Origin of the sequence: Streptomyces sp. NPDC048825 (assembly GCF_043198355.1) — a bacterium.
Classification (GTDB): domain Bacteria; phylum Actinomycetota; class Actinomycetes; order Streptomycetales; family Streptomycetaceae; genus Streptomyces; species Streptomyces xiangluensis.
Genome location: NZ_JBICUR010000001.1, coordinates 257657 through 283956, shown reverse-complemented (window position 1 = coordinate 283956; position 26300 = coordinate 257657). Strand labels below are relative to the sequence as shown.

32 protein-coding genes are annotated in these 26300 nt (G+C 68.1%); 28 read left to right on the top strand and 4 right to left on the bottom strand.

What is annotated here, in order from left to right; all coding sequences use genetic code 11:
• Positions 1 to 2: 2 nt before the first annotated feature.
• The 3 genes from ACGFNK_RS01310 to ACGFNK_RS01300 all read left to right on the top strand — a co-directional run bounded on the left by ACGFNK_RS01310 (position 3) and on the right by ACGFNK_RS01300 (position 2320).
• Positions 3 to 269 (top strand): DUF4235 domain-containing protein, encoded by a 267-nt coding sequence (locus ACGFNK_RS01310; RefSeq protein WP_393410755.1) that lies wholly within the window; start codon positions 3 to 5, stop codon positions 267 to 269.
• Between the two features lie 85 nt (positions 270 to 354).
• The gene (locus tag ACGFNK_RS01305; RefSeq protein ID WP_393410753.1) at positions 355 to 633 is read left to right on the top strand and encodes a hypothetical protein; all 279 of its coding nucleotides are present in this window, start codon (positions 355 to 357) and stop codon (positions 631 to 633) included.
• A gap of 778 nt (positions 634 to 1411) precedes the next feature.
• On the top strand, positions 1412 to 2320 hold the full coding sequence (locus ACGFNK_RS01300) for a magnesium and cobalt transport protein CorA (protein WP_393410751.1): 909 nt from the start codon (positions 1412 to 1414) through the stop codon (positions 2318 to 2320).
• A gap of 66 nt (positions 2321 to 2386) precedes the next feature.
• Here the strand turns inward: ACGFNK_RS01300 and ACGFNK_RS01295 are convergent, their stop codons facing one another.
• Positions 2387 to 3544, bottom strand: a complete 1158-nt coding sequence (locus ACGFNK_RS01295) for an aromatic acid exporter family protein (RefSeq protein ID WP_393410749.1) — start codon at positions 3542 to 3544, stop codon at positions 2387 to 2389.
• A 309-nt stretch (positions 3545 to 3853) separates the two neighbouring features.
• Here ACGFNK_RS01295 and ACGFNK_RS01290 point away from each other — a divergent pair, with 309 nt between their 5' ends.
• The 6 genes from ACGFNK_RS01290 (at position 3854) to ACGFNK_RS01265 (ending at position 7764) form a co-directional block, all read left to right on the top strand.
• Positions 3854 to 4540 carry a hypothetical protein gene (locus tag ACGFNK_RS01290; RefSeq protein WP_393410747.1) on the top strand — a complete coding sequence of 229 codons (687 nt, stop codon included), beginning with the start codon at positions 3854 to 3856 and terminating at the stop codon, positions 4538 to 4540.
• A 187-nt stretch (positions 4541 to 4727) separates the two neighbouring features.
• Positions 4728 to 5141, top strand: a complete 414-nt coding sequence (locus ACGFNK_RS01285; protein WP_393410745.1) for a head decoration protein — start codon at positions 4728 to 4730, stop codon at positions 5139 to 5141.
• A 15-nt stretch (positions 5142 to 5156) separates the two neighbouring features.
• A complete protein-coding gene (locus ACGFNK_RS01280) occupies positions 5157 to 6200 on the top strand; it encodes a major capsid protein (protein WP_393410743.1) in 1044 nt (347 codons plus the stop codon).
• A 12-nt stretch (positions 6201 to 6212) separates the two neighbouring features.
• On the top strand, positions 6213 to 6539 hold the full coding sequence (locus tag ACGFNK_RS01275) for a hypothetical protein (RefSeq protein WP_393410741.1): 327 nt from the start codon (positions 6213 to 6215) through the stop codon (positions 6537 to 6539).
• Positions 6540 to 6612: 73 nt separating this feature from the next.
• Positions 6613 to 6939, top strand: coding sequence for a hypothetical protein (locus ACGFNK_RS01270; RefSeq protein ID WP_393410739.1), 327 nt, complete (start codon positions 6613 to 6615; stop codon positions 6937 to 6939).
• A gap of 6 nt (positions 6940 to 6945) precedes the next feature.
• Positions 6946 to 7764, top strand: coding sequence for a hypothetical protein (locus ACGFNK_RS01265; RefSeq protein WP_393410737.1), 819 nt, complete (start codon positions 6946 to 6948; stop codon positions 7762 to 7764).
• Between the two features lie 143 nt (positions 7765 to 7907).
• Here the strand turns inward: ACGFNK_RS01265 and ACGFNK_RS01260 are convergent, their stop codons facing one another.
• On the bottom strand, positions 7908 to 8531 hold the full coding sequence (locus tag ACGFNK_RS01260; protein ID WP_393410735.1) for a 2'-5' RNA ligase family protein: 624 nt from the start codon (positions 8529 to 8531) through the stop codon (positions 7908 to 7910).
• Between the two features lie 14 nt (positions 8532 to 8545).
• Complete coding sequence (locus tag ACGFNK_RS01255) at positions 8546 to 10027, bottom strand: helix-turn-helix transcriptional regulator (protein WP_393410733.1); 1482 nt, start codon at positions 10025 to 10027, stop codon at positions 8546 to 8548.
• A 292-nt stretch (positions 10028 to 10319) separates the two neighbouring features.
• On the opposite strand from ACGFNK_RS01255, the gene ACGFNK_RS01250 reads away from it, so the two are divergent.
• From ACGFNK_RS01250 to murF, 10 genes are all read left to right on the top strand, one after another.
• Positions 10320 to 10778: an ATP-binding protein gene (locus ACGFNK_RS01250; protein WP_393410731.1), complete on the top strand. Its 459-nt coding sequence runs from the start codon at positions 10320 to 10322 to the stop codon at positions 10776 to 10778.
• Between the two features lie 81 nt (positions 10779 to 10859).
• On the top strand, positions 10860 to 11174 hold the full coding sequence (locus ACGFNK_RS01245) for a hypothetical protein (RefSeq protein WP_393410729.1): 315 nt from the start codon (positions 10860 to 10862) through the stop codon (positions 11172 to 11174).
• A gap of 183 nt (positions 11175 to 11357) precedes the next feature.
• A complete protein-coding gene (locus ACGFNK_RS01240; RefSeq protein WP_393410727.1) occupies positions 11358 to 12338 on the top strand; it encodes a hypothetical protein in 981 nt (326 codons plus the stop codon).
• Between the two features lie 85 nt (positions 12339 to 12423).
• Entirely contained in the window at positions 12424 to 13929 is a 1506-nt protein-coding gene (locus tag ACGFNK_RS01235) for an amino acid permease (RefSeq protein WP_393410725.1), read from the top strand.
• A complete protein-coding gene (locus ACGFNK_RS01230; protein ID WP_393410723.1) occupies positions 13929 to 15320 on the top strand; it encodes a glutamine synthetase family protein in 1392 nt (463 codons plus the stop codon). The genes ACGFNK_RS01235 and ACGFNK_RS01230 overlap by 1 nt, the downstream gene beginning before the upstream one ends.
• A gap of 103 nt (positions 15321 to 15423) precedes the next feature.
• Entirely contained in the window at positions 15424 to 16086 is a 663-nt protein-coding gene (locus ACGFNK_RS01225) for a hypothetical protein (RefSeq protein ID WP_393410721.1), read from the top strand.
• A 92-nt stretch (positions 16087 to 16178) separates the two neighbouring features.
• Positions 16179 to 17150 carry a D-alanine--D-alanine ligase gene (locus ACGFNK_RS01220; RefSeq protein WP_393410719.1) on the top strand — a complete coding sequence of 324 codons (972 nt, stop codon included), beginning with the start codon at positions 16179 to 16181 and terminating at the stop codon, positions 17148 to 17150.
• Between the two features lie 23 nt (positions 17151 to 17173).
• Entirely contained in the window at positions 17174 to 18172 is a 999-nt protein-coding gene (locus ACGFNK_RS01215; RefSeq protein WP_393410717.1) for a threonine/serine dehydratase, read from the top strand.
• Positions 18150 to 18884 carry a C39 family peptidase gene (locus tag ACGFNK_RS01210; protein WP_393410715.1) on the top strand — a complete coding sequence of 245 codons (735 nt, stop codon included), beginning with the start codon at positions 18150 to 18152 and terminating at the stop codon, positions 18882 to 18884. The genes ACGFNK_RS01215 and ACGFNK_RS01210 overlap by 23 nt, the downstream gene beginning before the upstream one ends.
• A gap of 23 nt (positions 18885 to 18907) precedes the next feature.
• A complete protein-coding gene (gene murF, locus ACGFNK_RS01205) occupies positions 18908 to 20305 on the top strand; it encodes a UDP-N-acetylmuramoyl-tripeptide--D-alanyl-D-alanine ligase (protein WP_393410713.1) in 1398 nt (465 codons plus the stop codon).
• Here murF and murC read toward each other — a convergent pair.
• Positions 20302 to 21747, bottom strand: a complete 1446-nt coding sequence (gene murC / locus ACGFNK_RS01200; RefSeq protein WP_393410711.1) for a UDP-N-acetylmuramate--L-alanine ligase — start codon at positions 21745 to 21747, stop codon at positions 20302 to 20304. The two genes, murF and murC, sit on opposite strands and share 4 nt — an antisense overlap.
• 182 nt (positions 21748 to 21929) lie before the next feature.
• On the opposite strand from murC, the gene ACGFNK_RS01195 reads away from it, so the two are divergent.
• The 9 genes from ACGFNK_RS01195 to ACGFNK_RS01155 all read left to right on the top strand — a co-directional run bounded on the left by ACGFNK_RS01195 (position 21930) and on the right by ACGFNK_RS01155 (position 26300).
• Entirely contained in the window at positions 21930 to 22322 is a 393-nt protein-coding gene (locus ACGFNK_RS01195) for a hypothetical protein (RefSeq protein ID WP_393410710.1), read from the top strand.
• A gap of 84 nt (positions 22323 to 22406) precedes the next feature.
• The gene (locus ACGFNK_RS01190) at positions 22407 to 22856 is read left to right on the top strand and encodes a DUF6093 family protein (RefSeq protein WP_393410708.1); all 450 of its coding nucleotides are present in this window, start codon (positions 22407 to 22409) and stop codon (positions 22854 to 22856) included.
• On the top strand, positions 22853 to 23275 hold the full coding sequence (locus ACGFNK_RS01185; protein WP_393410706.1) for a DUF6093 family protein: 423 nt from the start codon (positions 22853 to 22855) through the stop codon (positions 23273 to 23275). Before ACGFNK_RS01190 ends, ACGFNK_RS01185 begins: the two co-directional genes overlap by 4 nt.
• A 47-nt stretch (positions 23276 to 23322) precedes the next feature.
• Positions 23323 to 23754, top strand: coding sequence for a hypothetical protein (locus ACGFNK_RS01180; protein WP_393410704.1), 432 nt, complete (start codon positions 23323 to 23325; stop codon positions 23752 to 23754).
• A gap of 4 nt (positions 23755 to 23758) precedes the next feature.
• A complete protein-coding gene (locus tag ACGFNK_RS01175) occupies positions 23759 to 24196 on the top strand; it encodes an HK97 gp10 family phage protein (protein ID WP_393410702.1) in 438 nt (145 codons plus the stop codon).
• A gap of 74 nt (positions 24197 to 24270) precedes the next feature.
• On the top strand, positions 24271 to 24705 hold the full coding sequence (locus tag ACGFNK_RS01170) for a hypothetical protein (RefSeq protein ID WP_393410700.1): 435 nt from the start codon (positions 24271 to 24273) through the stop codon (positions 24703 to 24705).
• Between the two features lie 154 nt (positions 24706 to 24859).
• The gene (locus ACGFNK_RS01165) at positions 24860 to 25351 is read left to right on the top strand and encodes a hypothetical protein (protein WP_393410698.1); all 492 of its coding nucleotides are present in this window, start codon (positions 24860 to 24862) and stop codon (positions 25349 to 25351) included.
• A 14-nt stretch (positions 25352 to 25365) separates the two neighbouring features.
• The gene (locus ACGFNK_RS01160; protein WP_393410696.1) at positions 25366 to 25968 is read left to right on the top strand and encodes a hypothetical protein; all 603 of its coding nucleotides are present in this window, start codon (positions 25366 to 25368) and stop codon (positions 25966 to 25968) included.
• A gap of 11 nt (positions 25969 to 25979) precedes the next feature.
• Complete coding sequence (locus ACGFNK_RS01155) at positions 25980 to 26300, top strand: hypothetical protein (protein ID WP_393410694.1); 321 nt, start codon at positions 25980 to 25982, stop codon at positions 26298 to 26300.

The window sequence follows — 26300 nt, the reverse complement described above, 5'->3', positions numbered from 1 at the left end:
CCGTGAAGGCATCGAAAGTCGCCTACAAGCCGGTCGGCCTCGCGCTCGGCGCGCTCAGCGGCGTGCTGGCGGGCGGGCTGTTCAAGCAGGTGTGGAAGAAGCTCGGCCATGACGAGGACGCCCCCGACGCCACCGATGAGGAGCGCACCTGGCGAGAGGTTCTCCTTGCCGCAACTGTGCAGGGTGCGATCTTCGCCGGGGTCAAGGCCGCCGTCGACCGGGCAGGCGCCGTCGGCACCCGCCGCCTGACCGGCACCTGGCCCGGCTGATCAATCCCTGCCTGCGGCGCCCCGCCCCTCCCGGGCGCCGGGCGCCGCTGGCTGTGCACTCGGCCCGGACTGGTGAGAGGAAACCGTGACCGCACACCGCTCATGGGCGGCCCTCGCCGCTGTGGCGGTTACCGCCACAGTGTTGCTGGCCCGGTGGTGGGTGACTTCCCGCCACAGCGCCGCCCGTGCCCGCCGACACGACACTGGCCCCACCGGAAACGACCGAGTCGGCGAACTCCACCCGGCGATGCCCGACGCCGCCTCCGAGCACGCGCTGCGTGAGGCCGAAGAACATCTCAGCAGGCACTGGGATCGGCTGCGGTCGCTCTATCCCCGGCACCCCGACGACACCGCACCACACTGACCCGCAGTAGCCGGCGGGTGGACACGCTCGCGTGGCGCCGTCCCAGCCGCTGCGCCTCTACCTGCAGTTGCATGGCGCTACGGGTGCTGGGCCCACGACGAGGGATGGACGACGCTGCGGCCCCTTCGCACGAACCTCACCGGCCGAGTGGCCCGCTCATGCGGTCCGAAGCCGGACTTGAGTAAGAGGGAGATCACGGGCTCAGACTCCAGGACTCAGGGAGACAGGCGTTCCAACCGCCCAGAGAAAGCCGCGACCAAGCAGACCGGTGTTCGCTTGCCGTCGCCCAGCTGCTCCAGTATCCGGCTATGCCGCGTCGGCGACCCGCCGACGCCCAGACTCGCTGCCGACTGCCCTCTGGGAGCCCGTGCGCGGAACGAGGGACAAATGGCGCCTGGTCCTGGTCCTGGCGTGGCGCGCAGGCTGTGAGGGTGCAGGCTCCCTGAGCAGCCACTCCTCATAGCGTCCGAGTGCAAGTACCAGGCACAGCAGCCCCGGAGGCAGCAGGAAGACGACGAAGACCACGAGAACTCCTCTTGAAGGACGGCCCGTTCCGTTCGGGTAGCCCCGCCCGGCCGAACGGAAAGCCTGGTCGTGTGAAGGAAGCGTGACTGTTGTCAGGTGTGGACGGCATGTCTGCGGCTGGCTGTCGAGAGACGGCAGGCATGTATTCGCCGCGGCGGTGCAGGCGTGAAGTATGAGGTGTGTCATCTACCGTGAGTCAGCGGGTCAGCCGGAGCAGGTGGACTGCCGACAGGTCGACGGTGACCGTGCGGCGGTGCTGGAGAGCCTGAAGCGGGTGAGAGAAGGCGAGTTCTGCTGGGTGCATCTGGACGACCCTGGGCCAGGTGATCTGGAAGAACTGGCGGGCCCTCTGGGACTGCATCCGCTGGCGGTCGAGGATGCCGACGAGGCGCACCAGCAGCCCAAGAGGGAGCGATATGGGGACGTGCTCGCGGTGGCGCTGAAGACGCTGTGGTACGTCAGAGACGGCAGCGAGGTGGAAACCGGCGAGGTGATGGTCTTCACCGGCCCGCATTTCGCCCTGACCGTCCGTCATGGCCCGGCCGATCCCACTGTGGAGGCGGCCCGGCGGCTCGGTGAGGACCCGTCAATGCTGCGGTTCGGGCCCGTCGCCGTGCTGCACGCCGTCCTGGACACGGTGGTCGACTCCTACACCGAGGCCGCCGTCCAGGTCCGCACCGACCTGACCGCGCTGGAACGGCGCGTGTTCTCCCCGGAGCGCGAGGACTTCACCGAGCCGATCTACTCCCTCAAACGCGAGGTCCTGGAATTCCGCGACGCCGTCCACCCCCTGGTCCCGGTGGTGCAGGACTTCGCCGGCCCTCACGCCGGGTGGCCCGAGGAGATGCTGCCGTACTTCCGCGACGTCGCCGACCACATGCACCGCACCGACACCGAGGTGCGCTCGCTGGACGAGCTGCTCAACTCCGCCTTCGACGCCCACCTCGCGCGGGTGGGAACCTGGCAGAACGACGACATGCGCCGCATCTCCGCCTGGGCTGCGATCCTGGCTACCCCGACCCTCGTCGCCGGGATCTACGGCATGAACTTCGCCCACATGCCGGAACTGAACTGGACGTACGGATACCCGCTCGCCGTCGCGGTGATGGCCGGCGCCTGCGCCCTGCTGCACCGGACCTTCCGCCGCAACGGCTGGCTGTGAACGTCAGGCGCCTCCGTCGGCTGACGGAGGCGCGGCGACACCACTGCCCGCCGCCCTCAAAGGGCGTCAGTCCTGGACGAGCTGATCGGCCAGACGCCGGGCCTGGGCCAGCAGCGCGCCGTGCGTCGCCAGTGCATCCGGATCGTCTGCCACGGCATCGGGCAGCCTCCGGTGGAGCTCGTCCAGGCTGCGGCGCAGCTCCTTGACAGCCTCGTGCAGGGCCCCGTCGGCGGACCGCTCAGTGCCGGTTCCGGCGAACCGCGTCTGGCCGTAGAGACCGATCGCGCGTGCAGTGTGGCGCAGGAAGTCGGCGTAGGGGCCGGTGAGCTGCTGGCCAGGGCGGGCTTCCTTGTCGTTGTGGTTCGCGGTCTCCAGCACGGTGCGGGTCACGCCTGCGGTGTGCACGGCGACATGGTCCAGTACGGCCAGCGCATCGTCGTACGCCTTACCGGGCGGGCAGACGGCACCCGTACCGCGCCCGCGGTGATTGCCCCGCATGCTTTCGCGGCTCCAGCCGATCGAGGAGCGGGCCTGATCGACCAGGCGTCCCAGCCGCAGCGCGCCCTCATGCCACTCCCCAGCCGCGTGACCGTCCCACTCACCGTCGTCCAACCCCTCAGCCACCGCTTCCAAAATCTCCTGCGCCTCACGGGCGGCGTCCTGGAGGGCAGCGCGGGTGTCACGCAGGTACACCGGAGGCCGGATCACCGCGTTGACCATGATGCCAACCACCGCTCCGAAGACCGCCTCCGCGATGCGCGCGCCTGAAGTAGCGAGGGTGACCTGTCCGTTGGTCAGGACGAACAGCGCGCCGGTGGCGGCGTAGATGCCCTGGCTGCCCAGGCGCTGCCACTGCGCCAGCAGCAGCACCGCCGGAAGCACGACAACCATCGTGGCCATCGTGCTGTGCAGCACCAACGCGACGGCCGTCGCTACCACGGTGCCCACCGCGATCGCCGCCAGCTGCTGCAGACCGTGCGCGAGCGACCGGTAAACCGTGGACTCCACCAGCACGACTGCCACCCACGGAGCGACGAACGCCATCGGAGCCTGCAACCACCAGCCCGCCACCGCCCACGCCAGACATGCGGCCAGCGCCGCCTTGCCGGCCTGCACCGTCAGATCGCGTTCACGGCCCGGTTCCGTCCACGCCCGCCGCACCGCCCGCACGGCAGCCCCGCCGTGACGCCGAACCGCCCCTGTTGCCCAACCCGTCCACTCCATGGCACAGCAAGTGCCACACCAGCGGCGACAGATGCGCCTCTGTGGGCACCTTCACGGCGATCGACGAGGGCAAACGGCGCCGGACGCACACGACAACTCCGCCCCTCATACCGTCTCGGTTCAGACGGCTAGATCACGCGGCCGCACGCATTCGGACCACCGTTGTGACACTTGCCCTCTCCTGTTCGAGCAGCCTGGGTTTTCCGTCTCGTCGGGCGGAAACGGCCCGATCAGGAAACGGCCCAGTCCGGCCAGTCGCTACACTGATCACCGGCGCGGGGGCGCTGGAGACCTGTGGATGGTTCACGCATGACGCTCCCCTCGCTCCCCAACCCGCTCGGACCGGTCGGGTACCGCCGTGACGGGCGGCCTATCTACCCGATGCTCGGAGCCTCGCCTGACGATGACTCCAACAAGCCCGACGACGACGGCGGCGCCCGGAGTAGCAGCGTTACGCAGGAAGACCTGTCGCGGCTGCTGGCCCGCGAGAAGACACAGGGCGGTCGGGCCGCGGTGAAGAAGCTGCTCGGCGAGCTCGGCTTCGACGACTCAGAGGCGCTGACCGAGTTCATCGCCACCAAGCGCGACGCCGACCAGGCCGCGCTGACGGAGGTTGAACGCCGGGAGCAGGCCGCCGAGGAGAAGCTGAGGGCAGCTGAGGCGCGCGAGGCGCAGGCCTTGGCCGGAGAGCGTGCCGCCATCCGGCGAGCCGCACTCGCAGGACTCGGCGCTACCGGCGACGATCTCGATGACGCGGTACTCCTCATCGACCGTGCCCTCGGTGAACAGCCCGATGTGGACGAGGGGGCCGTTCTCGCTGCCGCTGAGCAACTGAAGGAACGTCGACCCGAACTGTTCGGCCAGGCCCGAGAGTCCGCGCCGCCCGCTCCGGGCGGATCTCCCGTCGGCGGGCCGCCGACGCGTGGCGGCATTCCACCCAAGCCTGGAGCGGCGGGTCTCGAAATGGCCCGTCGACGAGGGTTCATTAGTGGCTGACCACGTCAACCAGGTATGACGCTGGGACCACGCCCCTCAAACCGTGGACGCCCTTCCGGAAGCCGGTCGGGCTTGATCAGGGACCACGCCCTGGCGCGGCTCGGCCGTCGTCGTCTCGTGGACACCGCCCCTTGCCGCTCACGCCGGGTGCGGGAGAAATCCGATCCGCACCCACGAGGGAGACATCGTGAGCGACTACCAGGTCCTCACCACCACCACGACGGTCACCGACGACCGCACGTGGCTGGCTTCGCTGGATGGCGTCCACGAAGCGCAGACGATCGCCATCGACACCAGCAAGCTCACGTCGGGCACCCACTACATGTCGGGCACGCTCAATCAGCCCCGCAACATCATCAAGTCCGGCATTCCGCTGGGCGAGATCACTGCGTCGGGCCTGTACGCCCCCTACAACTCGTCGGCCAGCGACGGCACCCAGACCCTCGCCGGTTTCCTGGTCGCCGAGACCGCGTTCTCTCCCGGCTCGGTGAAGACCGCGGGTGCACTGCTGTGGCGCGGAGAGGTGTACGCGTCGAAGCTGCCGGTCGCCTTCACGGCCCCGGCCGCTGCGAACACGACCGCGTTCATCCACTACCGGTAAGGAGGTAGAACCCCTATGGCTCTTGAGAAGCTTCTTGAGGCGATCGTCCCCGAAGACATCCAGGCGTTCATCCGAGCGATCACCACGCCGGAGGACTACCTCCTCACCCGCGAGGTGTTCGCCGAACGCAACATCGACAACGTCAAGTTCCGTACGAAGAGCAGCAAGCGGCGCGTCAACGCAGCGAAGTTCCGCGCGTGGGAAGCCGCGCCGACGCTCGCGAAGCGGCGTGCCGAGCAGGTCATCAACGAAGGCATGCTGCCCTGGGTCGGCCAGGAACTGCCCTTCTCCGAGCTCCAGATCATCCTGGCAGCCGTCGACCGGGGCCAGGACACCAGCGAGTTCCTCGACCTGCTGTACGACGACCTCGAACAGCACGTGGAGGCCACGAAGGCAGCCATGGAGATCGCCGCCGGCCAGATGCTGTCCACCGGTGCGGTGTCGTTGCCCGGTGTGGCACTGGACGTGGACTGGCGTGTGCCGGCTGCCAACCGGCCGACGGTGGCGGTGCCGTGGTCCCAATCGGATGCGGCCACCCCGGTCACGGACGAGCTGGCGTGGATCCAGTACCTGAAGAGCATCGGCGCCCCGCGTCCGGAGCGGGTCATCAGCTCGGAGAAGGCGCTGTCCCTGCTCGGGTCCACGGCGGAGTACCGGGCCGCCTTCCACAACTCGCCTTCCACGGACCAGATCCCGACCGGGATGCTCGCTCCGGAGGAGGTCAACCGGGTCCGTGCCAAGTACAACCTGCCGCCTGTTACCGCCTACGACGTGCAGGTGTACGACAGCAGCGACAACCTGGTGCGCACGACCCCGGAGTCGCTGTGGGCGATGATCCCTCCGCGCCGCGAACAGTGGGGCGAGACCCAGTACGGCTTGACCGCCGAGGCGATCGAGCTCCGCGGTAAGGGAGTCATCACTGCAGAGGAAGCCCCCGGCATCGTGATCACCACCCACGTCCAGACCCGTACCCCTGTCCAACTATCCACGATCTCCGCCGCTGCTGCGATGCCCGTGCTGTACGTGCCGGACATCCACATCGCCGCGACGGTCTTCTAACGGGAGCTGGTCATGGCGAAGTTGGCGCGCACGGTATTTCTGCGAGACCCCGAGCAGGGCCCGATCCGGCTGGAAGCGGGGGAGGAGGTTCCCGAGCGGCTCGTCCTCCTCATCCCGAATCCGGCCGCGTGGCCGGGGGAGGTTCGCTCTCCGGATGAGGCCACCTCAGACCCGATCGGCGCGGAAGGCGATGCGGGAGAGACGCCGACCGTGGCGGATCCTGCCTCGGAGCCGGAGCCGGAGCCGGAGCCGGAGCCGGAGCCGGAGCCGGAGCCGGAGCCGGAGCCCGTCAAGGCTCCGAGGCGACGCACCGCGAAGGCTGCTGGTGCAGGTGCGTAGGTAGCGGCACATCACCAGTGAGGCTCGGCACCGCCACGGTGTCGAGCCTCACCTCGTATGACAGGAGCATCGGATGGACATCGCTATTCGCGCCTGGCTGCTGGCTCAGCTCGGTCCCACCACTGACACCTCAGACCTCGACGCACGCTACGCGCGGCTGGCCTCTGCTCGCGCTGTCGCGAACGAGGTCTTGGCCGAACGGCGCGCGAAGCTGCTCGCCGACCCGCTCCGCATGACCGTGGACGGCGTGGTCACCATCGACCAGAGCAACAACTTGGCAGGGCTCGAACGCCAGATCACCGCGCTCGTGGACCTGGTCGCGCCGGACGAACTGGCCGATGGAGAGGAAGGCACTGACCTCGTGACCGCGCCGCTGCTGCGCGCTCGCCGGGGCCGGTAGACCGGCATGCCGTACGAGTGGTCACCGCTAGTTCCCGGAGACCCGGACGAGATCGCCCGCCGCGTCGCGGCGGTACTCGAAGACGCCTGGCAACGGCTCGCCGCCCAACAGCGCGCTGTCCTCACCCAGTTCGCCGGCAACCCGAGGACGCCGCACACCGTGGCGACGTTGGAGGAGTTCAAACAGGCGATCCGCGCCTTCCGTCAGCGGGTAGACCAGGAGGCCCGGCAGTTCGTCCAGCGGCAGCTACCTCACCTGTACGCGGCTGGCGCTCGAACCGCCGCCGAAGCCCTTGGCGCGACCTTCACTTGGACCGCGTTCCATCGAGACGCCCTCCAGTCGCTCGCGGCCGACTCCTATGCTGATTTCCTTCGCCGCTCTCAGGAAGCTGAGCGGATGGCGAACAAGTTCTATCGGGCGGTGCGAGAGGCAGCCCGCCGTGAAGTTCCGCTGCTCGCGGCGGGCAACATGACGGCGAAACAGGCCGCGAAGAATCTGGCGGACAGACTTGCCGCCGATCACAGGCTGACCCACGTCGTCTACCGCAACGGTGCCCGCGTCCCGGTCCGCGCCTGGGCCGAGGCCGCCACCCTCGCCAAGTCGGCCGTCGCCTACAACGCAGGCACTCTCAACCGAACCCGCCAGGCGGGCGTCAACATGGTCGAGGTCTTCGATGGTTTCGACTGCGGCTGGACGTCGCACCAGGACCCGGACAAGGCCAACCGAACCGTACGCACCGTCGAAGAGGCCGCTGAATGGCCAATTTCCCATCCGCGCTGTCGGCGCGGGTTCGGGCCGCGCCCCGATCTCGTGGAAGCGATCTGAGCCGAACTGCACGACTTGCAGGCAAGGAGCGGTGGGTGAGCCGGCCATCGCGGCTGAGGTCCTGGAGTCATGTGCGCGATGTGGGGCGCGGGGTCTTGCAGGCCCACGGCACGGGCGGCAAGACCCCGCTTGGCTGAGGACCATTAGCCGAGCGGCACTTTCGCGAAGGTCTCCCACTCGTACATCTGGTTGTCTCGGTGGATCACGATGAGCTCCGCGGTGGAGATGCGAGCATGCGCTGGCGTGAGCTTGAGGTCGGCGAGGACCTGCGCGATCGGCTCAGTGGGACCGTCTCCGGCGCTGTAGGCCACGGAGACGTGCGGAGTGAAGCCCTCGGCCTTTTCTGGGACTCCGCCGAGAACGTCTCCGATGGCCTCTCGGATGGCGTTTCTGACGGCCCGTACGGGGCCGTCGGGGTGGACGCGCAGGAGCACCGCCTCGGGGTCCAACACCTCCGGCCCAATCTGGACGTCGAAGGCGGGGATAGCGGCCAACCGTGTTTGGGCTGCATCCACGATGGCGTGGACGTCCTGCTCTTTGGTTTCGCCTACGAAGCCGATGCCTTGCATGGTCAGGTGCAGCCATTGGTCGGGGATTGGGGTGAGCGTGTCTCCGAGAGGTGCGAGCGCGGAACGGTACTGGGCAGCGAGCCGGTGCACATCGTCCTGGCCTTCGAACGTCAGGTGCCAGGTGTAGAAACGGCGGCCTACGCTCCAGCCGGGACGCCACCACCAGTGGTTCCGCATGGTCTCGGGTTGAGTCTTCATAGCTCGGGATCAAATCAGGGAGAGCCCTCTCCTGGCGAGAGTGCAAGATGTCGCGGAGCGGAGTCCACGCAGAACTCTTCGACGGCTTGTCGCAGGCCGACGGTCGCGGTGCCACTGGCGTAGGGTCGGCCGATGCTCGTGGACAGTTCGCTGAGGCGGCGGGTAACGGGCTCCAGGCGGTGGTCCGGCGGAAGGGCGAGGACAGGCGCGAGGGCTTCGAGAGCGCCCTCCGCTTCCCCGTTGGCGAGGTGGGCTGCGGCCTGGCTGATGTGGATCTGTGCCTCGGTGCCGTATGCCCTGACTGGCTGTACGGACAGTAGGGCGAGGGCGTTGTCTGCGGATCTCAAGGCATCGGCGGGGCGCCCTACACGCAGTTGGACGGCGGCGGCGTAGTTCTCCTGCCGTGCAGGCTGACATGCGAAGATGCCCCCGATCTCGTCTTCGCTACTCATAGCGGCCCGTGCGTCTTCGGCACGGGCGAGCGCCGCCAAGGCCTCGTCTTGGGCACCCAGTTCGGACCAGGCATCGGCCTCTTGGCAGGCGAGGAGCACTGCCACCGTGCCCGTTGTGTGGTACGTGGCACCGCGCCGGGCGAAGTTGATCGCCTCTCGAAGGCGTCCGTCCCAGAACGCTACTTTGGAGCGAGTTGAAAGCACCCAGGCGCGTAGGTTGTTGTGCCGTGCCAGCTCGGCGCACAGCCACGCTGTCCGGCCCTGGGTGTCTGCGTCGCGCAACTGTCCCAAGTCGGAGGACATCCATGCCAAGAGCCCGCACAGGTAACCAGCTGCGACGTACAGGTCGGTTGACTGGCGGGGGTACTGGTGGCCTTCGAGGAGAGCGAAGACGCGGTCACGTAGTGCTCGGGTGCGGACGAAGAGCGCGACGGGATCTGAAGTGAGGTAGTCCGAGGCGAGCGACCGAGTCTCGGCCATCAGTTGCTCAAGGGCGATATCGCCGACATTTGTGGCCTCCGCCCATTGCGCCCACGTCGCGGACTCGTCGGCGGCGAGACGCACGAGATTCGACCCGGCCGGTTCGGGCGGAGCAATGATGGACGGCGCCGAGGTCTGCGTGCGCGACGGTTCGTCCGTGGACGGGCTATGGGTGAGCAGGTGCAGGTCTGCCTCGGGGAGCGCGCGCCGGTCTTCTAGGTCCAGCAGGTCCTCCACGCGGCATGAGAAGGCCTCCGCCATGGCAAACAGGACCGGGAGGCTCGGGCGACGTGAGGAAGGGCCCGGCCATTTCTCCCACTTACCCACGAGGGATGCGTCGGCGGCGACGGACTCGCCGAGGCGTCTGGCACTTGCTTGGGTGATGCGGTCTGCTGCCTCTTGAAGCGTCCAGCCGTGGGCATGCCGCCAGGCTTCCCTGGGACGCATCTTGAAGCGGGTGCGCATCTCGATGGCGATATCGGCGAGCGCGCATCCGGCGGTAGCCATGTCCTGGCGGAGGGCATCCCGGTCTGCCTTGGAACCGGGTTTCGAGGGGGCGTTCATGGGCGTGCTCCCTATGCGGTGTCGTGGACTCAAGGTAGCTGCGTCATCGATCGAACGGGTGGGCGCGAACCGGGAGATCGGAGATACGTAGCCCAACTGGTCGTCCAAAAAGGGAGATTGCTCCTGGTCGGCGCGCCGGTATGTGTCCAGAAAAGTTGGTCACGCGTGCCCGTGACGGCAACTGCCCTGATTGAAACCGTAGGAGTCCGCAACCAGCACCCCGGGCCTGGCAGTCCCCGGCTGCTGACTCCTGGACGCTGATCGCCAAGTGAGGACGCATGGAGAAAACGGCATGACACCGACTGCGACCATCGCGCGGACGGATCTCAGAGCTACCCCTCGTCTCCGTGCGTACACCGGATTTGACATGTCCTTCGGCCGCGACAGCGGCTCCACGGCCGGCGCCATCGCGGAAGCAGACCGAGCCGTGCCACGTCGCGTACGCCTCATCATCCGGGCCGCACTGAGGTACTGGGGCCTGTCCGGGCTCACTGAGTCCGCCGAGCTCCTCGCTACCGAGCTGGTCACGAACGCGTTCAAGCACGGCTGCGGTGACGTGGGGGTACGCCTGTACCTCACCGCCAGCCACCTCCTGATCGAGGTGCGGGACGGCTCTCACGAACTTCCCGTGCCGAGCAACGCAGCTCTTGATGATGAGGACGGCCGCGGCCTCTTGCTCGTCATCTCCATCGCCGACAACTGGGGCATCAGCCCCGACGGTACGACGACCTGGTGCTCCCTCCCCTTTTGAAGGAACGACGACATGGAACCCGCCGCGGCACCGGCCCTTCTCTCAGGCGAATGCTCCGCTGGCCTCCTCCTAGGTCGGCCCGTGCGTCCGCAGAAGTGGAGTCGCCGCTTCTCCATCCAGCCGGAGGCTGTACGGCTCGCTCGCATCTACGCCCGTACACGGCTCACGATGACGAGCTGGTCAGGAGACCAGGAGAGCGCCACCTTCATCGTTTCGGGGCTGGTTAAGAACGTCATCGAGCATGTCGGGCCACAGCACCCTGAAGGCGAACTCGCGCTGGATCTGGTCGTCGCCGAAGACGAGACCCTGCTGATCACCGTGACGGACCCGAGCCCTGCGACCGTCGAGGTCCGGCTCAGACCGCGCCACCCCTCCCTGATCACCGATTCCCCCTGATCGGCCGCCGGGCCACAGTCACCCGCTCTGGCTCCCCCAAGGATCAGAGGATCAGACCACGTTGGCTGTCGCTCGGCGGCTCCACTCCCCTTGCTTTGAGGACTCCCCCCATGTCCCTCTTACACACACCAGGCCACGACGTCCCCGTGGCTCACGCCCTTCGCCTCATACGGGGGTGCGCCGATGTCAACCCGTGACATGCCCCTGATCAGTCATCTGGCGGGCTGGGACGAAGAACTGCGCCTCGCGCTCGAAGACCTACAGCTAGATCGGTGGCTTGCCGCAAAGCAACTGCTCCGGAAGACAGGCACCAACTGGTCGCTGCGTACCTCCCGCAGCCAGGCCCTGGCCGTCGGCGCCGCCAGGAATCAGGCGATCGAAGCCTGGTGCACGGAGGAGCCCGACGACCGGGATGCGCTGATGATGTGGGCCCGCGTACTGACCCAGCGTGTGCTCAACACTCACCGTGACGGGGTATCCGGACGGCAACTGATCCGCGTTGTCCATGCTGCCCATGCTGCGTGCAAGACCGCTGCGGACCGCTGGCCGGCCGATCCCGTGCCGTACGTGTGCTTCCTGGCTCTCGCGCAGACCGACACCGACAGGCAGTCCCCTCACAATTGGATGAACTGGGTTCGACCACGTGACGTCATGCTGCCGCCGGGGCCGTGGCAGCTGCTGGACTGGGTGAACCAGCGGGACCTGCACAACCGCGAGGCGTATCACCGGATGCTCAGCGTCTTTCACGCCCGCGGCAAGGGAGGCCTGGACTTCGCCCAGTGGGTGGTCTCCTTCGCACCTGAAGGATCGGCGCTGAAGGTACTGCCGCTGTACGCCTACGTCGAGTCCTACCGGAAGCAACTGGAGCAGCGGCAAACGGCCGGCACGATCGCGTACTGGTCCAATGAGATCACGGCCCATTACGCCCGGCGGGCGCTGCACGACTGGTTCGAAAAGGCCAAGCCCGACACGTGCTCCCTGCTGGATCTGAACTATCTGGCGTACGCGCTGACCGCCACCGGCGTGGGAAACGCGGCCGGGGTGTTCGAGGAGATCGGCTCGTACGTGACCACCGCACCGTGGGCGCTCGTCACCCCGAACTCCTCGTGGTGGGAGGACGATTTCCGCTCGGCACGGCGCAAGGCCCTGGGTGGTCGCCGGTGAGCATCCGAGCCCCGCCCGCCGCGGTACCGCAACCACACCCCCGGGTCCCACTCCTTAACCCCCTTTCGATCAGAGGATTCCTTCGTTGTCTCCGAGAAGATCCCCCGTCCAGCTCGACGATGACGCCGCGCTGCGCGCACACGGCTACCACCCGGAATTAGCCCGCAAGATGGGCGGGTTCGGAAACTTCGCGATCTCGTTCAGCGTGATCTGCATCCTGGCCGGCGGCATGACCTTGTTCGGCTACGGCCTGAACACCGGCGGCCCCGCCGTCATGATGTGGGGCTGGGTCGGCATCGGCTTCATGACGCTGCTTCTCGGCATGTGTCTGGCCGAGGTGACCTCCGCCTACCCGACCTCCGGCGGCCTGTACTACATGGCCCACCGGCTCGGCGGACCCCGCTGGGCCTGGGTGACGGGCTGGCTCAACTTGTTGGGTCTGCTTGGCGCGATCGCCGGCATCGACTACGGGTGCGCCCTGTTCGTCGGCGCGTTCGCCAACCTGCAGTGGGGCCTGGTGCCCACACCCGAGACGACGATCCTGATCTTCGCGGGCATCCTGCTGCTGCACGGCCTGCTGAACGCCGCCGGGGTGCGCCTGGTCAACGTCCTCAACTCCCTCTCGGTGTGGTGGCAGGTCTTCGGTGTCGCTGTGATTGTCGGGATGCTCACCCTCGCCCCGGGTGAGCGTCAGAGCGTCGAGTTCGTGTTCGGTCACGTCAACAACGGCACGGGCTTCGATAACCCCGTCTATGTGGCGGCCCTCGGCTGTCTGCTGGCCGCGTACACGTTCTGCGGTTACGACGCTTCCTCCCACCTCAGTGAGGAGACCACCCAGGCGCAGACAGCGGCGCCCAAGGGCATCGTCCGCGCCATCGGTTACTCCTGGGCCGCCGGGTTCGTGCTCCTGGCCGGCATGTTGTTCGCCATCGAGGACTACGCGGGCACCCTGGGCACGAGTACGGGCGTGCCGCCCGCGCAGATCTTTATCGACGTGCTGGGCACGGGCGTTGCCAAGGGGCTGCTGCTCGTCGTGATCGTGGCCCAACTGTTCTGCGGCAACGCCGAGACCACCGCAGCCTCGCGCATGGTGTACGCGTTCTCGCGTGACGGGGCGCTGCCGTTCGCCGCCACCTGGCGGCGCGTCAATTCCCGCAAGACCCCGGTTGCCGCCGTGTGGCTGTCCGTGGGCGTCGCCCTGGTGCTGGCCCTGCCGAGCCTGTACTCGCCGACCGCGTACGCCGCCGTCACCGCGATCAACGTCATCGGCATCACGCCCGCGTACGTAATCCCGGTGTACCTCCGGCTCCGCGCCGGTCGCCGCTTCCAGCCCGGCCCGTGGAACCTCGGCGCCTGGAGCAAGCCGCTGGGCTGGATTTCCGTCGCCTACGTGGCCGTGCTGACCGTGGTGTTCTGCCTGCCCCAGGCCTCGCCGATCACCGTGGAGTCGTTCAACTACGCCGGTGTTGCCCTGGCTGTGGTCCTTCTCCTGGCGTGGATCACCTGGATCACCCGGGGCAAGCGGCACTACAAGATCCCTCCGCTTGGCAGTACGGCCGAGAGCACTGCGCTCGCCGGGGATGTGGTGTGATGCGCGACCAGACCAGCCCCCGCCTCAATCCCGTCCCGCCTCCACCGATCCTGACGCGCGACGAACTCGGCGCCCTCGCTCAAGACCGTGACATCCACACGGTGATGGTCGGCACCCCCGACATGTGGGGCCGCCTGAAGGGCAAACTCGTCAACGCCCTTCACTTCCTGACCAGGCTCCCCGCTGGGCCGGAGATGTGCGCCTACGTTCTGGCCTCGGACGTGGATATGACGCCGCTGCCGGGTTACGAACTCACGGGCTGGCACGACGGATACCGCGACCTGCGCGTCATCCCCGACCTGAGCACCATCCGGCGTCTGAGCTACCTGCCAGGCACCGTCCTGGTGCACGGCGACGCCGCCCACCCCGACGGCCACCCCGTCCAGGTCGCACCGCGGCACATGCTCCGCGACCAGCTCACGGCCCTCGCGGCTCATGGACTGGAAGCACGGGTGGGCATCGAGAGCGAGTTCATGCTCTACAAGGGCACCGAAACGCAGGCCCGCAGAACCGGATTCCGGGGACTGAAGCCGATCTCCCCCCACAACCTCGACTACGCGCTGGACCACCCGCCCGCCCTGAGCGAGTTCCTCTGCGACCTCCGAGACGCCCTGTACGAAGCCGACGCCCCGGTCGAGGCCGTCAAAACGGAGGGAGCCCCCGGCCAGATCGAAGTGACCTGGCCGTACGGGGATCCGATGCGGGCCTGCGACACCTACACCGTCCACCAGCACGCCGTACGTCATATCGCCGCGCAGCACCGCATGACACCGACGTTCATGGCGGCCCCGCAGACCGGCATCGGCTCCGGCCTTCACCTCCATGTGTCCCTGTGGCGCAACGACGGGCCGGTCTTCGACATGCATCCGCACGACGAGCTGCCCGAGCTTCTGCGGCACTCCATTGCCGGACTGATCTCCGCACTGCCGCACCTGGTCCCCCTGTACGCACCCACCCCCAACTCCTACAAGCGGTACGCCCGCCACTCCTTCGCACCCACGAACTACACCTGGGGGCGGGACAACCGCACCTGCGCCGTCCGTGTCGTGGGCCACCACGAGAACACGCACCTGGAAGTACGGCTGCCGGGCGCCGACGCCAACCCGTATCTCGCCCTCTCGGCAACGATCGCCGCGATCATCCACGGCATCAGCGACCACCCGAAGCTGCCGGACTCCTGCACGGGCGACGCTTACGACGCGATCGACCCGCTCACGGTGCCACGCCATCTGGAAGAGGCACTGACCGACTTCAGAGACAGCGAAATCGCGCTGCGCGCGTTCGGCCCAACTGTGGTGCGGCACTACGCCCACGCTGCCGAGATCGAGATCGACGCGCACCACGGGCAGGTCACGGATGTGGAGCTGAAACGGGGGTTCGACCGTGCCTGACGCCGAGGCAATCGAGACCTGGGTCGGCCGCATCGCCTTCTGACCTGTTCGAAGAGGGCTCGCTGTGGTGGGTCCACAACAGATGAGAGAGGAGAACCCCCGCATGAGTCCTCGCCAGTTGCGTTGGAACGGGCTTCGCGTGCCCTACATCGCACCCTGGTCCTGCGAACAGCAGCTCCCGGGCGCCATCGTGCAGCGGCGCGGCCACGGTGGCGTGGGGATCGGCTTCGCGGACGAGTACAGCAGAGTCGACCGCAGGAAAGATGCGTTGTGGGTTCGGATGCCGCTCTTGCGCGGGAGGGGCCGCCCCAACCTCGCGGGCGTGCATGCGTTGCGTCAGCGGCAGGCGATGGGCTACATGCTCTGCCAGGTCTGCGGCGAGTCCACCTATGGCTGTCGGCGTGATCAGCGGCATCTGTTCCTGGTGCGTGCTGCGGCGGGGCAGCCGATCGTCGAGGGCGAGAAGACCGCGACGCCCCCGGTGCATGAGACGTGCGCGGTCGAGTCTCTGCGGGACTGTCCGCACATGCGGAAGGGGGCCACGGCCTCGCTGGTGGAGTTCGCTCCTACCTGGGGCGTCGCCGGCATCGTGTACGACCCGAGAACTCTCCAGCCCCTGCCCAGTGATGACCCGGAGGGCCTCACGTTCGTGGGGTACGACGATCCGGCAATCCGATGGACGCTCGCGGCCCGCGAGGTTGTCACCTTGGAGGGCTGTACGACCGTCGATCTGAACGACCTCGTGGCGCAGTTCGCCGCGGCCTAGATGACCGTCCGGCAGCCCGGTTGCCTGGCCCGGACTGTCGGACGGCGCACAATCCCGGCCCAAGCCCTACCCTCCTCGACCTGGAGATCACCATGCGCATCGCCCCCCTCGGCACAGCCGAGTTCTCCAAACCTGTCGCAGTGGTCACCGGTGGCTGGTCACAGGAGCGTGATCGTTCTCTCCTGTCCGGCAACACCGTCACCGACGCCCTGACGGAGATGGGCGTCAAGACCCACGCTCTCGACCTCGCGGAGCGCGAGGCGCTGCTTGGTGGTCTGGACGGCGTCGGCCTGGCGTTCCTCGCCATCGCCGGCCGCGGAGCGGAAGACGGCCGTCTGCAAGGGCTGTTGGAGACGCTCGGCGTTCCCTACACCGGCTCCGGGGTTCTGGCCTCCGCCGTCGGCATGAACAAGCTCCATTCGAAGGCGTTAGTCGTGGCCGCCGGTGGCCGTGTTCCTAGAGGGGTCAGGATCGCCCCTACTGCTACGGCCGAAGACGAAGCCGTGCGCATCGAGCAACTCCTGGGCTTGCCAGTGATCGTGAAACCGGTCAGTGAAGGCGGCTCGATCGGGTTGCAGGTGGCCACGACCGTGGAGAGCCTCGCCGTCGCCATCATGGACGTCGCAGGCGGGGAGCTGATGGCGGAAGCGTTCCATCCCGGGCGGTCCGTGAGCGTCGGCGTGCTGGAGGATCCCCTCGGTGCTGTGCACGTGCTGCCGCCCCTGGAGGCCCAGACGCCCAACGGCGTGTACTCGTACGCCGCGAAACGCGGCACCGCCGCCTGCGACTACCACTGTCCAGCTCGGGTCAGCCCCGAGACTCTGAAGGATCTACAGCGCCAGGCCGAGACCGCTCACCGAGGCCTGCACTGCTCCTCGTACTCGCGGCACGACTTCATCGTCAGCGACGACGGTCAGGCGTGGTGGCTGGAGGTCAACACCCTGCCCGGCCTGTCCCGTGAAGGGAACTTGGCCCGCATGGCGCTCGCCGACGGCATCTCGTACGAGGAACTGCTGCTCCACATCCTGCGCGGCGCGAACATCGACCGTCGCACGCGCCCCTAGAAGACGAGGCCTCTTCCGTGATGATGACGTTCACTCACGTCCTGCGCGCCGTTGAGTCCCTGCGCGATGTCACCGTACGCACGCCCATGCTCACCTCGACGGCCCTGGACCGGCACGTCGGCCGCAGGGTGTGGGTGAAGGCGGAAAACCAACAGCTCACCGGCAGTTTCAAGGTGCGCGGCGCGTACAACGCACTGACTGCCCTGGGCGCCAAGGACCGACGCCGCGGTGTCATCGGCGCATCCTCCGGCAACCACGCCGCCGCCCTCGCGATGGCTGCCCACCTGTACGAGGTGCCTGCCACCGTGGTCGTCCCCGAGGACGTGCCCGCTGTGAAGAGGCAGGCGATCGAGGCCCTCGGCGCGCGCATCGTCACCTACAACCGGTACACCGGCCGTCGCGAAGCCCTGGTCCACGAGCTCGCCCGCCGTCACGGCCTGGCGATCGTGCCCTCCGCGAACGACGAACGGGTCATCGCCGGGGCGGGTACGGTCGCCTGGGAGATGCTCCAGGAGGCTCCTGACCTGGTGGCGATTCTCGTGCCCGTGGGCGGGGGCGGACTCGCGGCGGGCACTGCGCTCGCGGCAACTGGCCACGACCCGCAATTCCAGGTGTTCGGGGTCGAGCCGGCGGTCGCCGACGACACCCACCGCTCCCTGCGCGTCGGCCGCCGCATCCCCATCCCGCCGCCGGTCACCATCGCGGACGGGCTGGGCCACGCGGAGCCCGCCCGCATCCCCTTCGAGATCAACCAGTGCCTCCTCACCGACGTCATCACCGTCCCCGAGGACGCGATATCCGAGGCGATGGCGTACTTGTGGCACCACTTCCGCCTCGTGGCCGAGCCGTCCGGTGCAGTCGCGCTCGCCGGACTGCTTCAAGCCACCGACCGCTTTCCGGATGGTCCGATCGGCGTGGTCGTCTCCGGTGGCAACGTCGGCTGGACCATATACCGCACCCTGTTGGACATCGCCATGAACCGAATGGAGACCCCGCCCCATGCCGCCGCTGTGCTGCGCTGACACGCACACCCCCGGTCTCATCCACGATCCGGTGCCGATCGTCACCCAGTACGCCACCGAAGATCTGATCGGCCCCATCGCCTACGACGGGTACGACCCCGCCGATGACCCGAACTGGCAGACGACCGGCGCACCCTCCCAGCCGGCGTATGGCCGCTGGTGCCGCCACATGTGCGGTATCGCCTGCCTGCGCATGGCACTCCTGCACCGCGACGGCCAGGCACCGAACCTCTTCCAACTCCTGGCAGGCGCCCGCCACTACGGTGCGTACGTCAAGCAAGACGACGGCACGATCAAAGGCCTGATCTACGCGCCGTTCGCCGAGTACGCGCACGACACCCACGACCTGCCCACGACCGTGCACGGCACGCTCGACATGGGCGAGCTCGTCGACTTGCTCGATTCCGGGCGCATGGTGATGGCCTCGGTCTCCAAGGAGATCCGCCGACCCCAGAGCGACCCCGCGCGGCGCGGCGGCCACCTCGTCCTCGCCATCGGCCGCCAGAAGGACGAGATCGTCTTCCGTAACCCCTCCGGCCACACCCCGCAGGCCCGCGAAGCCACCCTGCCTATTGGGCGGTTCGGCGACTTCTTCGGCGGTCGTGGGCTCTCGCTCGACCTGCGCCGCTCCTCACGGCACACCCTCGCGTACGCCCCGGTCGTAACCGGCATCCCGTCCGCCGGACCGGTAGCGTCCCAACCGATCAATTGACCAGGGAGAACACTGTGCAGCCCATGCTCTTGTCGACCATCGCCGAGGCCGTCGATGGACGGCTCGCAGACGCCCCCGACCCTCATCTGGTTGTCGACCAGCCTGCTGTGTTCGACTCGCGCGAAGCGAGGCCGGGGGCGCTGTTCATCGCGCTGTCCGGGAACACCGCCGACGGCCACGACTACGCGCATGCCGCCGTCAAGAACGGTGCCGTCGCGGCGCTGACCGCCCGCCCGGTCGGCGTCCCCGCCGTCGTCGTCGACGGCGATGTCCTCGCCGCCTTCGGGCGCCTGGGCCAGTACCTGGTGCGCCACACCCTCACGAACACGCAGGTCGTGGCGATCACCGGGTCCGCGGGCAAGACGTCCACCAAGGACCTCATCGCCCAGCTCCTTCCCGCTGTTGGACCGACCGTGGCCACACCGCAGTCCTTCAACAACGAGATCGGCCTGCCGCTGACCATCACCATGGCCGACCCTGCGACCCGCTACCTGGTCCTGGAGATGGGCGCCCGCGGCATCGGCCACATCCGCGACCTCACCCGTATCGCCCCGCCCCACATCAGCGTGGTCACCAACGTCGGCACCGCCCACGTCGGCGAGTTCGGCGGCCGCGACAAAATCGCCCAAGCCAAGGGCGAGATCGTCGAAGCCCTCCCCGGCGGCGGGCTCGCCGTCCTCAACGCCGACGACCCGCTCGTCCGCGCGATGGCCAACCGCACCCGCGCCCGCGTCGTCACCTACGGCCTGGCCCCGGAGGCCACCGTCCGAGCCGCCGACGTCACCCTCAACGAGCAAGGCCAGCCCTCCTACACCCTGCACACTCCCGAGGGCAGCGCCGCAGTGCACCTGAAGTTCGTTGGCCAGCCGCAAGTGCACAACAGCCTCGCCGCGGCTGCCGTCGCCCGCGAAGCCGGGCTTCCCATCGGCCAGGTCGCCGAACTCCTCTCTGCTGCCACCACACAGTCACCCTGGCGGATGGAGACCCACACCCGGGCCGACAACGTCACGGTCGTCAACGACGCCTACAACGCCAACCCCGACTCGATGCGCTCTTCGCTCGATGCCCTCGCCGCCATGGCCCGTGGCCGTGACCAACGCGCGATCGCCGTGCTCGGCCGAATGAACGAGCTCGGCGACGACGCACGCACCGCGCACGAGGACGTCGGCCGCCACGCGGCCACGCTCAACCTGGACCGGGTCATCGTGGTGGGAGGGGACGAGGCCGGATGGATGCAGCAGGCCGCCAGCAACGCCGGGGCTCATGCCGTACACCTGCCCGACCAGGAGACCGCGCTGCAACTGCTGCGCTCCACCCTCCAGCCCGGCGACGTCGTCCTCGTCAAGGCAAGCCGCGGGGTCCAGCTGCAGCAGCTCGCCGACGCGCTGCTGCAACCGGACCCCGAGGCATCGAGTGCCTAGGCCACCACGGGGGTCAGGTCGGCCAGTGCGCGCCTGAGCATCAGGCCACACTCGCTCAGGTTGCCGGTCCCCATCAGAACCACCACGTCGCCGTGCCGGGCCTCGCCTGCGGCCCATGCCACGGCGGTCTCCCGCGCCGTCTCCACGGCCAGGACCGAGCCCCCGGCCTGGCTGATGGAGACGGACAACTCACCCAGCGATGCCTCGCTGATGCTGTCGGCATCACCGACCAGCACCACGGCGTCGCTGTCGGCCAGCGCCGTCCCGAACTCCCCGCCGAAGGTGTCGAGCCTCGCCTGGCCGGTGGGGCGGAACACCGTGATCACCCGCGCCTCACCGGCCAGGCTGCGCGCGGCCCTGAGGTCGGCGGCGACCTCGTCAGGGTGGTGGGCGTAGGAGTCGAAGATCCGCACGGCCGCCATCATGCCCGCCGAGGTCATCCGCCGCTGCACGCCGTCGAAGTAGCCCAGCTGCTCCATCGCCATGTCGAGGTCCTGGCCCAGCACATCCAGGGCCGCCATGGCCGCAGCGGCGTTCAGCAGCTGATGAACGCCCAGGATCCGCAGGCCCAGGAAGAACTCCCGGCCCTGCGGCCCGCGCAGCAGCGCGGAGCTGCGCCCGCCCGCGCTGGCCAACTGCGTCAGGCGCCAGTTCGCCGAGGGCGACTCACCGAACGTCACCACCTGGGGTCCGACCCCGCCCCGCAGTCGGGACTCCAACTCCCGGCAGCCGGGAGAGTCGGCGTTCAGAACCACGATGCCGTCCGGCCCGAGGCCCCGCACGAACTTCTCGAACACGTCCACGTACTCCGCCGCGTCGGCGTAGTTCTCCGGATGGTCGTACCCGATGTTCGTCACTACCGCCACCTCAACGCCTACCCCGAGGAGCGTGCGGTCCGATTCGTCGATCTCGGCGACGAACAGGCCGCTCTCGCCGCCCGCGCGGCCTCCGCTACCGGGGCCTTCGAGGTCGGCGCCCACCATGTACGACGGGCTCTGTCCCATGCGGCTCAGCGTGACGGCCAGCATGCCCGCCGTGCTGGACTTGCCGTGCGTGCCCAGCACCCCGACCGCCCTGTGCCCGGTCATCAGGGCGCTCAACGCCGCGGAACGGTGGACCACGGGAACACCCCGCTCTCGGGCCGCGAGGATTTCGGGGTTATCCGGTGCGATGGCGTGCGTGAACACGGCCGCGGTCGCATCCGTCGGCAGCTGCTCTGCAGCGTGCCCGGTGTGCACGGTCACGCCCAGCCTTGCCAGTTCCTCCACTTGCTCCGAGGCCCTGACGTCGCTGCCGGATACGGCGAATCCGCGCTCTGCACACACACGCGCCACGGGCAGCATGCCCGTGCCGGCGATCCCGATGAAGTGCGGGCGGGTCAGGTCGACAGGCTCACCGGTCGACACGCTCGGGACGATCTTGGGGACTGCGGTCTCTGCCATGAAACAGCCTCCTCAGGGGCGGCTTTCACCGCCTCAACTGGCCATCGCCATCCGCCTGTTGGGTGGCGTACCGTCACCGTCCCGCTTCAGTCATTCCGGCCTCTAGCGTCTGCGGGGGTGCGGACCCGTTCGCACCCCCGTCCCACGCCTCCGCTCAGCCTCAACCGCTCCGGAGGCACACGTTGAGCACACCGAACTACCCCCTCGCCCTGGCCATCGCCACGGCCGGCTGGAGCAACCACGAGACCGCCCGCCTGATCAATGATCGCGCCCAACAGGGCGGATATCGCGGTGTCGCCATTGACCATTCACGCGTCGGCCGGTGGATTCGCCTCGGCGAGAAGCCGCGTCCGCCCGTCCCGGAACTCCTCGCCGGACTGCTGAGCGAGCGTCTGGGGCAGTCCTACACTCCCGAGTTGCTCCGCCTTGCCCCAGGGCGCCGTGTGCGCGTACTTCTGGATGCGGCTGAGCACGAGGCTCTCGTGGCAGTCGCTGCGGCCGCCAACGTACCGGTCGAGGAGTACGTCCGCGCACTGCTCCGCTCCGCCCTTTCCCCATACAAAGGCGCCACATGACGCTTCATTCGCAAAAGGTGTTCTGTCGCAGAACAGTGGCTCGACGAATCGGAACTGCTGATCGGTGCGGCTACGCTCGAACGCATGAGCGTTCCTGTCGAAGGGCTGACTCTGGGGGCCGTCAGCGCGATCGTTGAGAAGAAGATCCTTACGGACGTAATCAAGATCTACCGGCCCGGCGATCCGGTCTTCAATCCGGACACCGGTCAGTACGAGCCCGGCCCACCGGTCGGCATCTACGAAGGGCGCGGCGGGATCTTCCCGAGCGGCGATCCTGGGATCGTGCTTCATCTGGAAGGCCAGGCATATGTGGACGACTCCTCCTCGAAGTACAAGCTGCTCACGCCCCTGGATGCCCCGGTGGCGTCCCGCGGCGACACGGTGAGCGTCGTTGCTTCCGCCGACCCTGCGGCCGTAGGTCGTACGTGGCGCGTTCTCGACGTCGGGCAGAGTTCTACTCTGGCCGTGGTCCGGACGACGTTCCTGGACCAGAACACGCAGTCCGGCACCGGTACTTCAGGCGGCACCTCGTGAGCACGCCGATCGACACCGAGGCGGAACGGGAGAAGCTGGAGTCGACGCTGCTGGTCGACACGGTGCGGATCACCCGGCCAACCGGAACCCCCCAGCTTGACCTCTCGACCGGGCTCCTGGGGCCGGTGCCGGCGGAAGTGGTCTACGAAGGCCAAGGGGCCGTCCTGTCAGGCCACGGCCAAGTGACCGCTCAGCACGTCCTCGGGCGGGAGTGGCTGGATGACACGGTCAGCTGGTACCGGCTCCTCACGCCGGTTTCGGCGCCCGTTCCGGCGCGCTACGACCGTGTGGAAGTTGTGGCCGCGGCAGGCGAGCACGCAGCGACAACCAACCGGGTGTGGCAGGTCCTCGACCCGTCGGAGGCGTCCACCGTCGAGATCGTTCGGGTGACTCGCCTCGACGAGATCACCCCTCCATAGATGGCTCGCGAACGGGATTGTCAGAGAACACCCGTAGGCTTAGATAGGTGCCAACACATCAGAGTTCAGAAACCACCTTGCTCAAAGGTGAGCCCCGGCCAGTCCGTGTCACCGGGCGCGGCCGTGCCGCCGTCGTGGAGATCGGCGGCCACGACATCTCTCGGGACCTTGCCGCGTACTCACTGGCCCACCAGGCGGGCGACGTACCGCGAATGGTCATCGAGCTTTCCCCGGCATCCACAGCGACCGGTGTGTTCGAGGGCCTGGCGCACGTCGTCATCGGCGACCCGCCAGACCCCGGCCCGGCAGCGGCTGCCTTCCTGGCCGCGATCAGTCCCGCCGAACTGGAGAAGGCTGCGCTCGCTCGCCACGACCTCATGGACGGCAGCCCGCACGAGCTGACCCGCGCCATGCTCGCCCTGCTGCGGGAATGGGCCCTCGGCCAGTGGGGCGACCCAGAACCTGAGGAGAGGGAGTGAACCATTGGCGTCCTCGCTGAATCCGCACCCCAACGCCCACCCGCTCGCGGGCGCTTACTCCAACGCTGTCCAGATCGCCGCGCAGCTCGACGCCAGGGCCGTGCGCACGCTGCCCGAGGTCACGGCTACCGTCCAGCACTACGCGATGCTGCTGGAGACCCGGATCAAGGCCAAGGCCAGCGGCAGGCCAGGACCGAACGCCCCCACGGGCGACTACCGGCGCTCCTGGACGCACGAGGTGTCTGCGGACGGGGTCGCCGTCACGGCGGTTGTCGGCACGAACAAACCCCAGGCGCGACGCCTGGAGTTCGGCTTCATCGGTGCGGACAGCTTGGGTCGAGTCTTCAATCAGCCTCCGTATCCGCACGTGGGGCCAGCTGTGGAGGAGATCCGACCGCTGTTCATCGGGGCGCTCGGCGACACCATCGGCGGTGATCCGTGAGCGGCAGCTACGCCATCGCTGGCCTGGACATCGGTGTCACCAGCCGACGCGTCACCACATACGAGGAGGAGTAGGTGCCCGTCTCCGGCCGAGAAGTCTCCCTCGCGGTCCAGAAGACGCTCGCCATGGCAACCGGCCGAAGCTGCGGCTACGGGACAGCCCCGACAGCATCGAGCACGCCCACCGGCGCCACGATCCCCTACAGCGTGCTCTACCCGCTGGGCGCGACCACCAGCGGCCCGCCGTACGGCGACGGGGACGCTGATGCCCGCGTGCTCATCCAGGTCACGTCGGTTGCCTCGACCGCCGAACAGGTCGAGTGGATGGCTGACAAGGTCCGAACCGCGCTTCTCGCGCGCTCCAACGGAACCTACTCCAACGCCGTCACCATTACCGGCTGCGCTGTGATCGGCCGTGAATTGGACAAGGAGGAAGGGATCTCCGTCAGCGGCGGCGTATACAGTTACGTACAGCGGTACGTCCTCACTGTGACCACTCTCGGGTCCTGACGTACCGGCTACCTCACCGCGGAGGCCCCTCGCGGACGCCCGGCCGACCGGCACGGGCCGATTCCCTCACTGATCGCGCACGCACTTCCGCGCGACCTGATGGGGACGGGCCTGCGGTGCATACTCCGGGGCCGTCCCCGGAGAGCGAGAATCTGTGGGTACCACCCAGCAGCGGTTCATGCGCCGCGGCGTCACCCAGTTCATCTTCTGCAAGACCATCGAAGCGGCCACCAACATCCCGACCCGGCCTGAGCTGACCGGAGCCAACGCCACCGACCTGTCCGGCGCTGTGTCCGACGTCGAGGGCTTCTCCCTGGAGAACACTCCGCTCGAAACCCCGGACATGGCCAGTACGTTCACGCCGAACATCCCCGGCGAGGACAAGGCCGACGGCAGCGCCCTGACTCTCTACGAGGACAAGGTCGACGACACCCTGGAGACGCTCCTGAGCAAGGGAGTGGAGGGGTACATCGCGATCCTGCGCAAGGGCGACGTACCGGACTCGAAGTCCATGGATGTCTTCCCCGTCCGCGTGGGCTCGCGCAGCCCGAGCTACACCACCAGCGCCGAACCCGCGAAGTTCAAGGTCAGCTTCTCGATCACGGAGCTGCCCACTCTCGACGCGGCCGTGCCGGCCGCAGCCTGAAGAAGGGGTGCCGCATGTCCACCATCACCCCGCCCCCGGTGGCGGTCGCCAAGGACGCGCACTGGGCTGCGAAGATGGCCCGCCTGCGCGCCAGAACCCTGCCCGAGCGCACCTTGTCGATCTGCGACGACATGGGAGTCAAGCGCGAGGTCACCGACGCCGCGCTCGCCCTGGCGAAGGCTCGTACGAAAGCGACGGCCGAGGCGATCGAGCAAGGCGTTCCCGAAGCGCAGCGCGAGGAGTGGGCCACCTCGCAGCCCGATGTCCTGGCTGCAGACGGTGCGCTGGATGCCGCGCAGCGAGCCCAGGACGATGCCACGATCACTCTCACCTTCCGGGCGCTTCCGCGCCCTGTGTGGGAGCAGCTGCTGCGGGATCATCCGCCGACCGAGTCCCAGGCCGAGCAGGGCATGGAGTACAACGTCGAGACATTCCCTGCGGCCCTGATCTCTGCCTGCCACATCGAGCGCGACGCGGACGGCACGGTCGTCGAGGGCATGACCGAGGCGGACGCACAGGAACTGCTGGACACCTGGCCGGACGCGGAGGCCAAAGCCCTGTTCACGGCGGCCCTGTTGGTGAACCAGACGCTCAGATCGGATCTGGGAAAAGGCTGATCTCCGACCCGGTGTTCCGGGCGGAGATGGAGCTGTGCGATCGATACGGCATCCCGCACTCACAACTGGTCGGTGCTGGTGATGGGCGCTGGTCGGCGCTGGACCGGGCGAAGGCACTGGCCTACCTCGCCTTCACGAAGGCGGTGTGCGACGGCTGTGGCACTCGCGCGGCGGAGTGGAGCGAGGAGAAGGGCGGCGACCGGTTCGCCTACGTCCCCGAGACGACCCGCTGCCCGGGGTGCGAGCTGATCGAAATGGAGCGGGAGCAGGTCCCGGAAGGCGCGGAGGGGCGAGGCATCAAGATCGGGCTGCGGCCCCGGAAGGACGAGTAG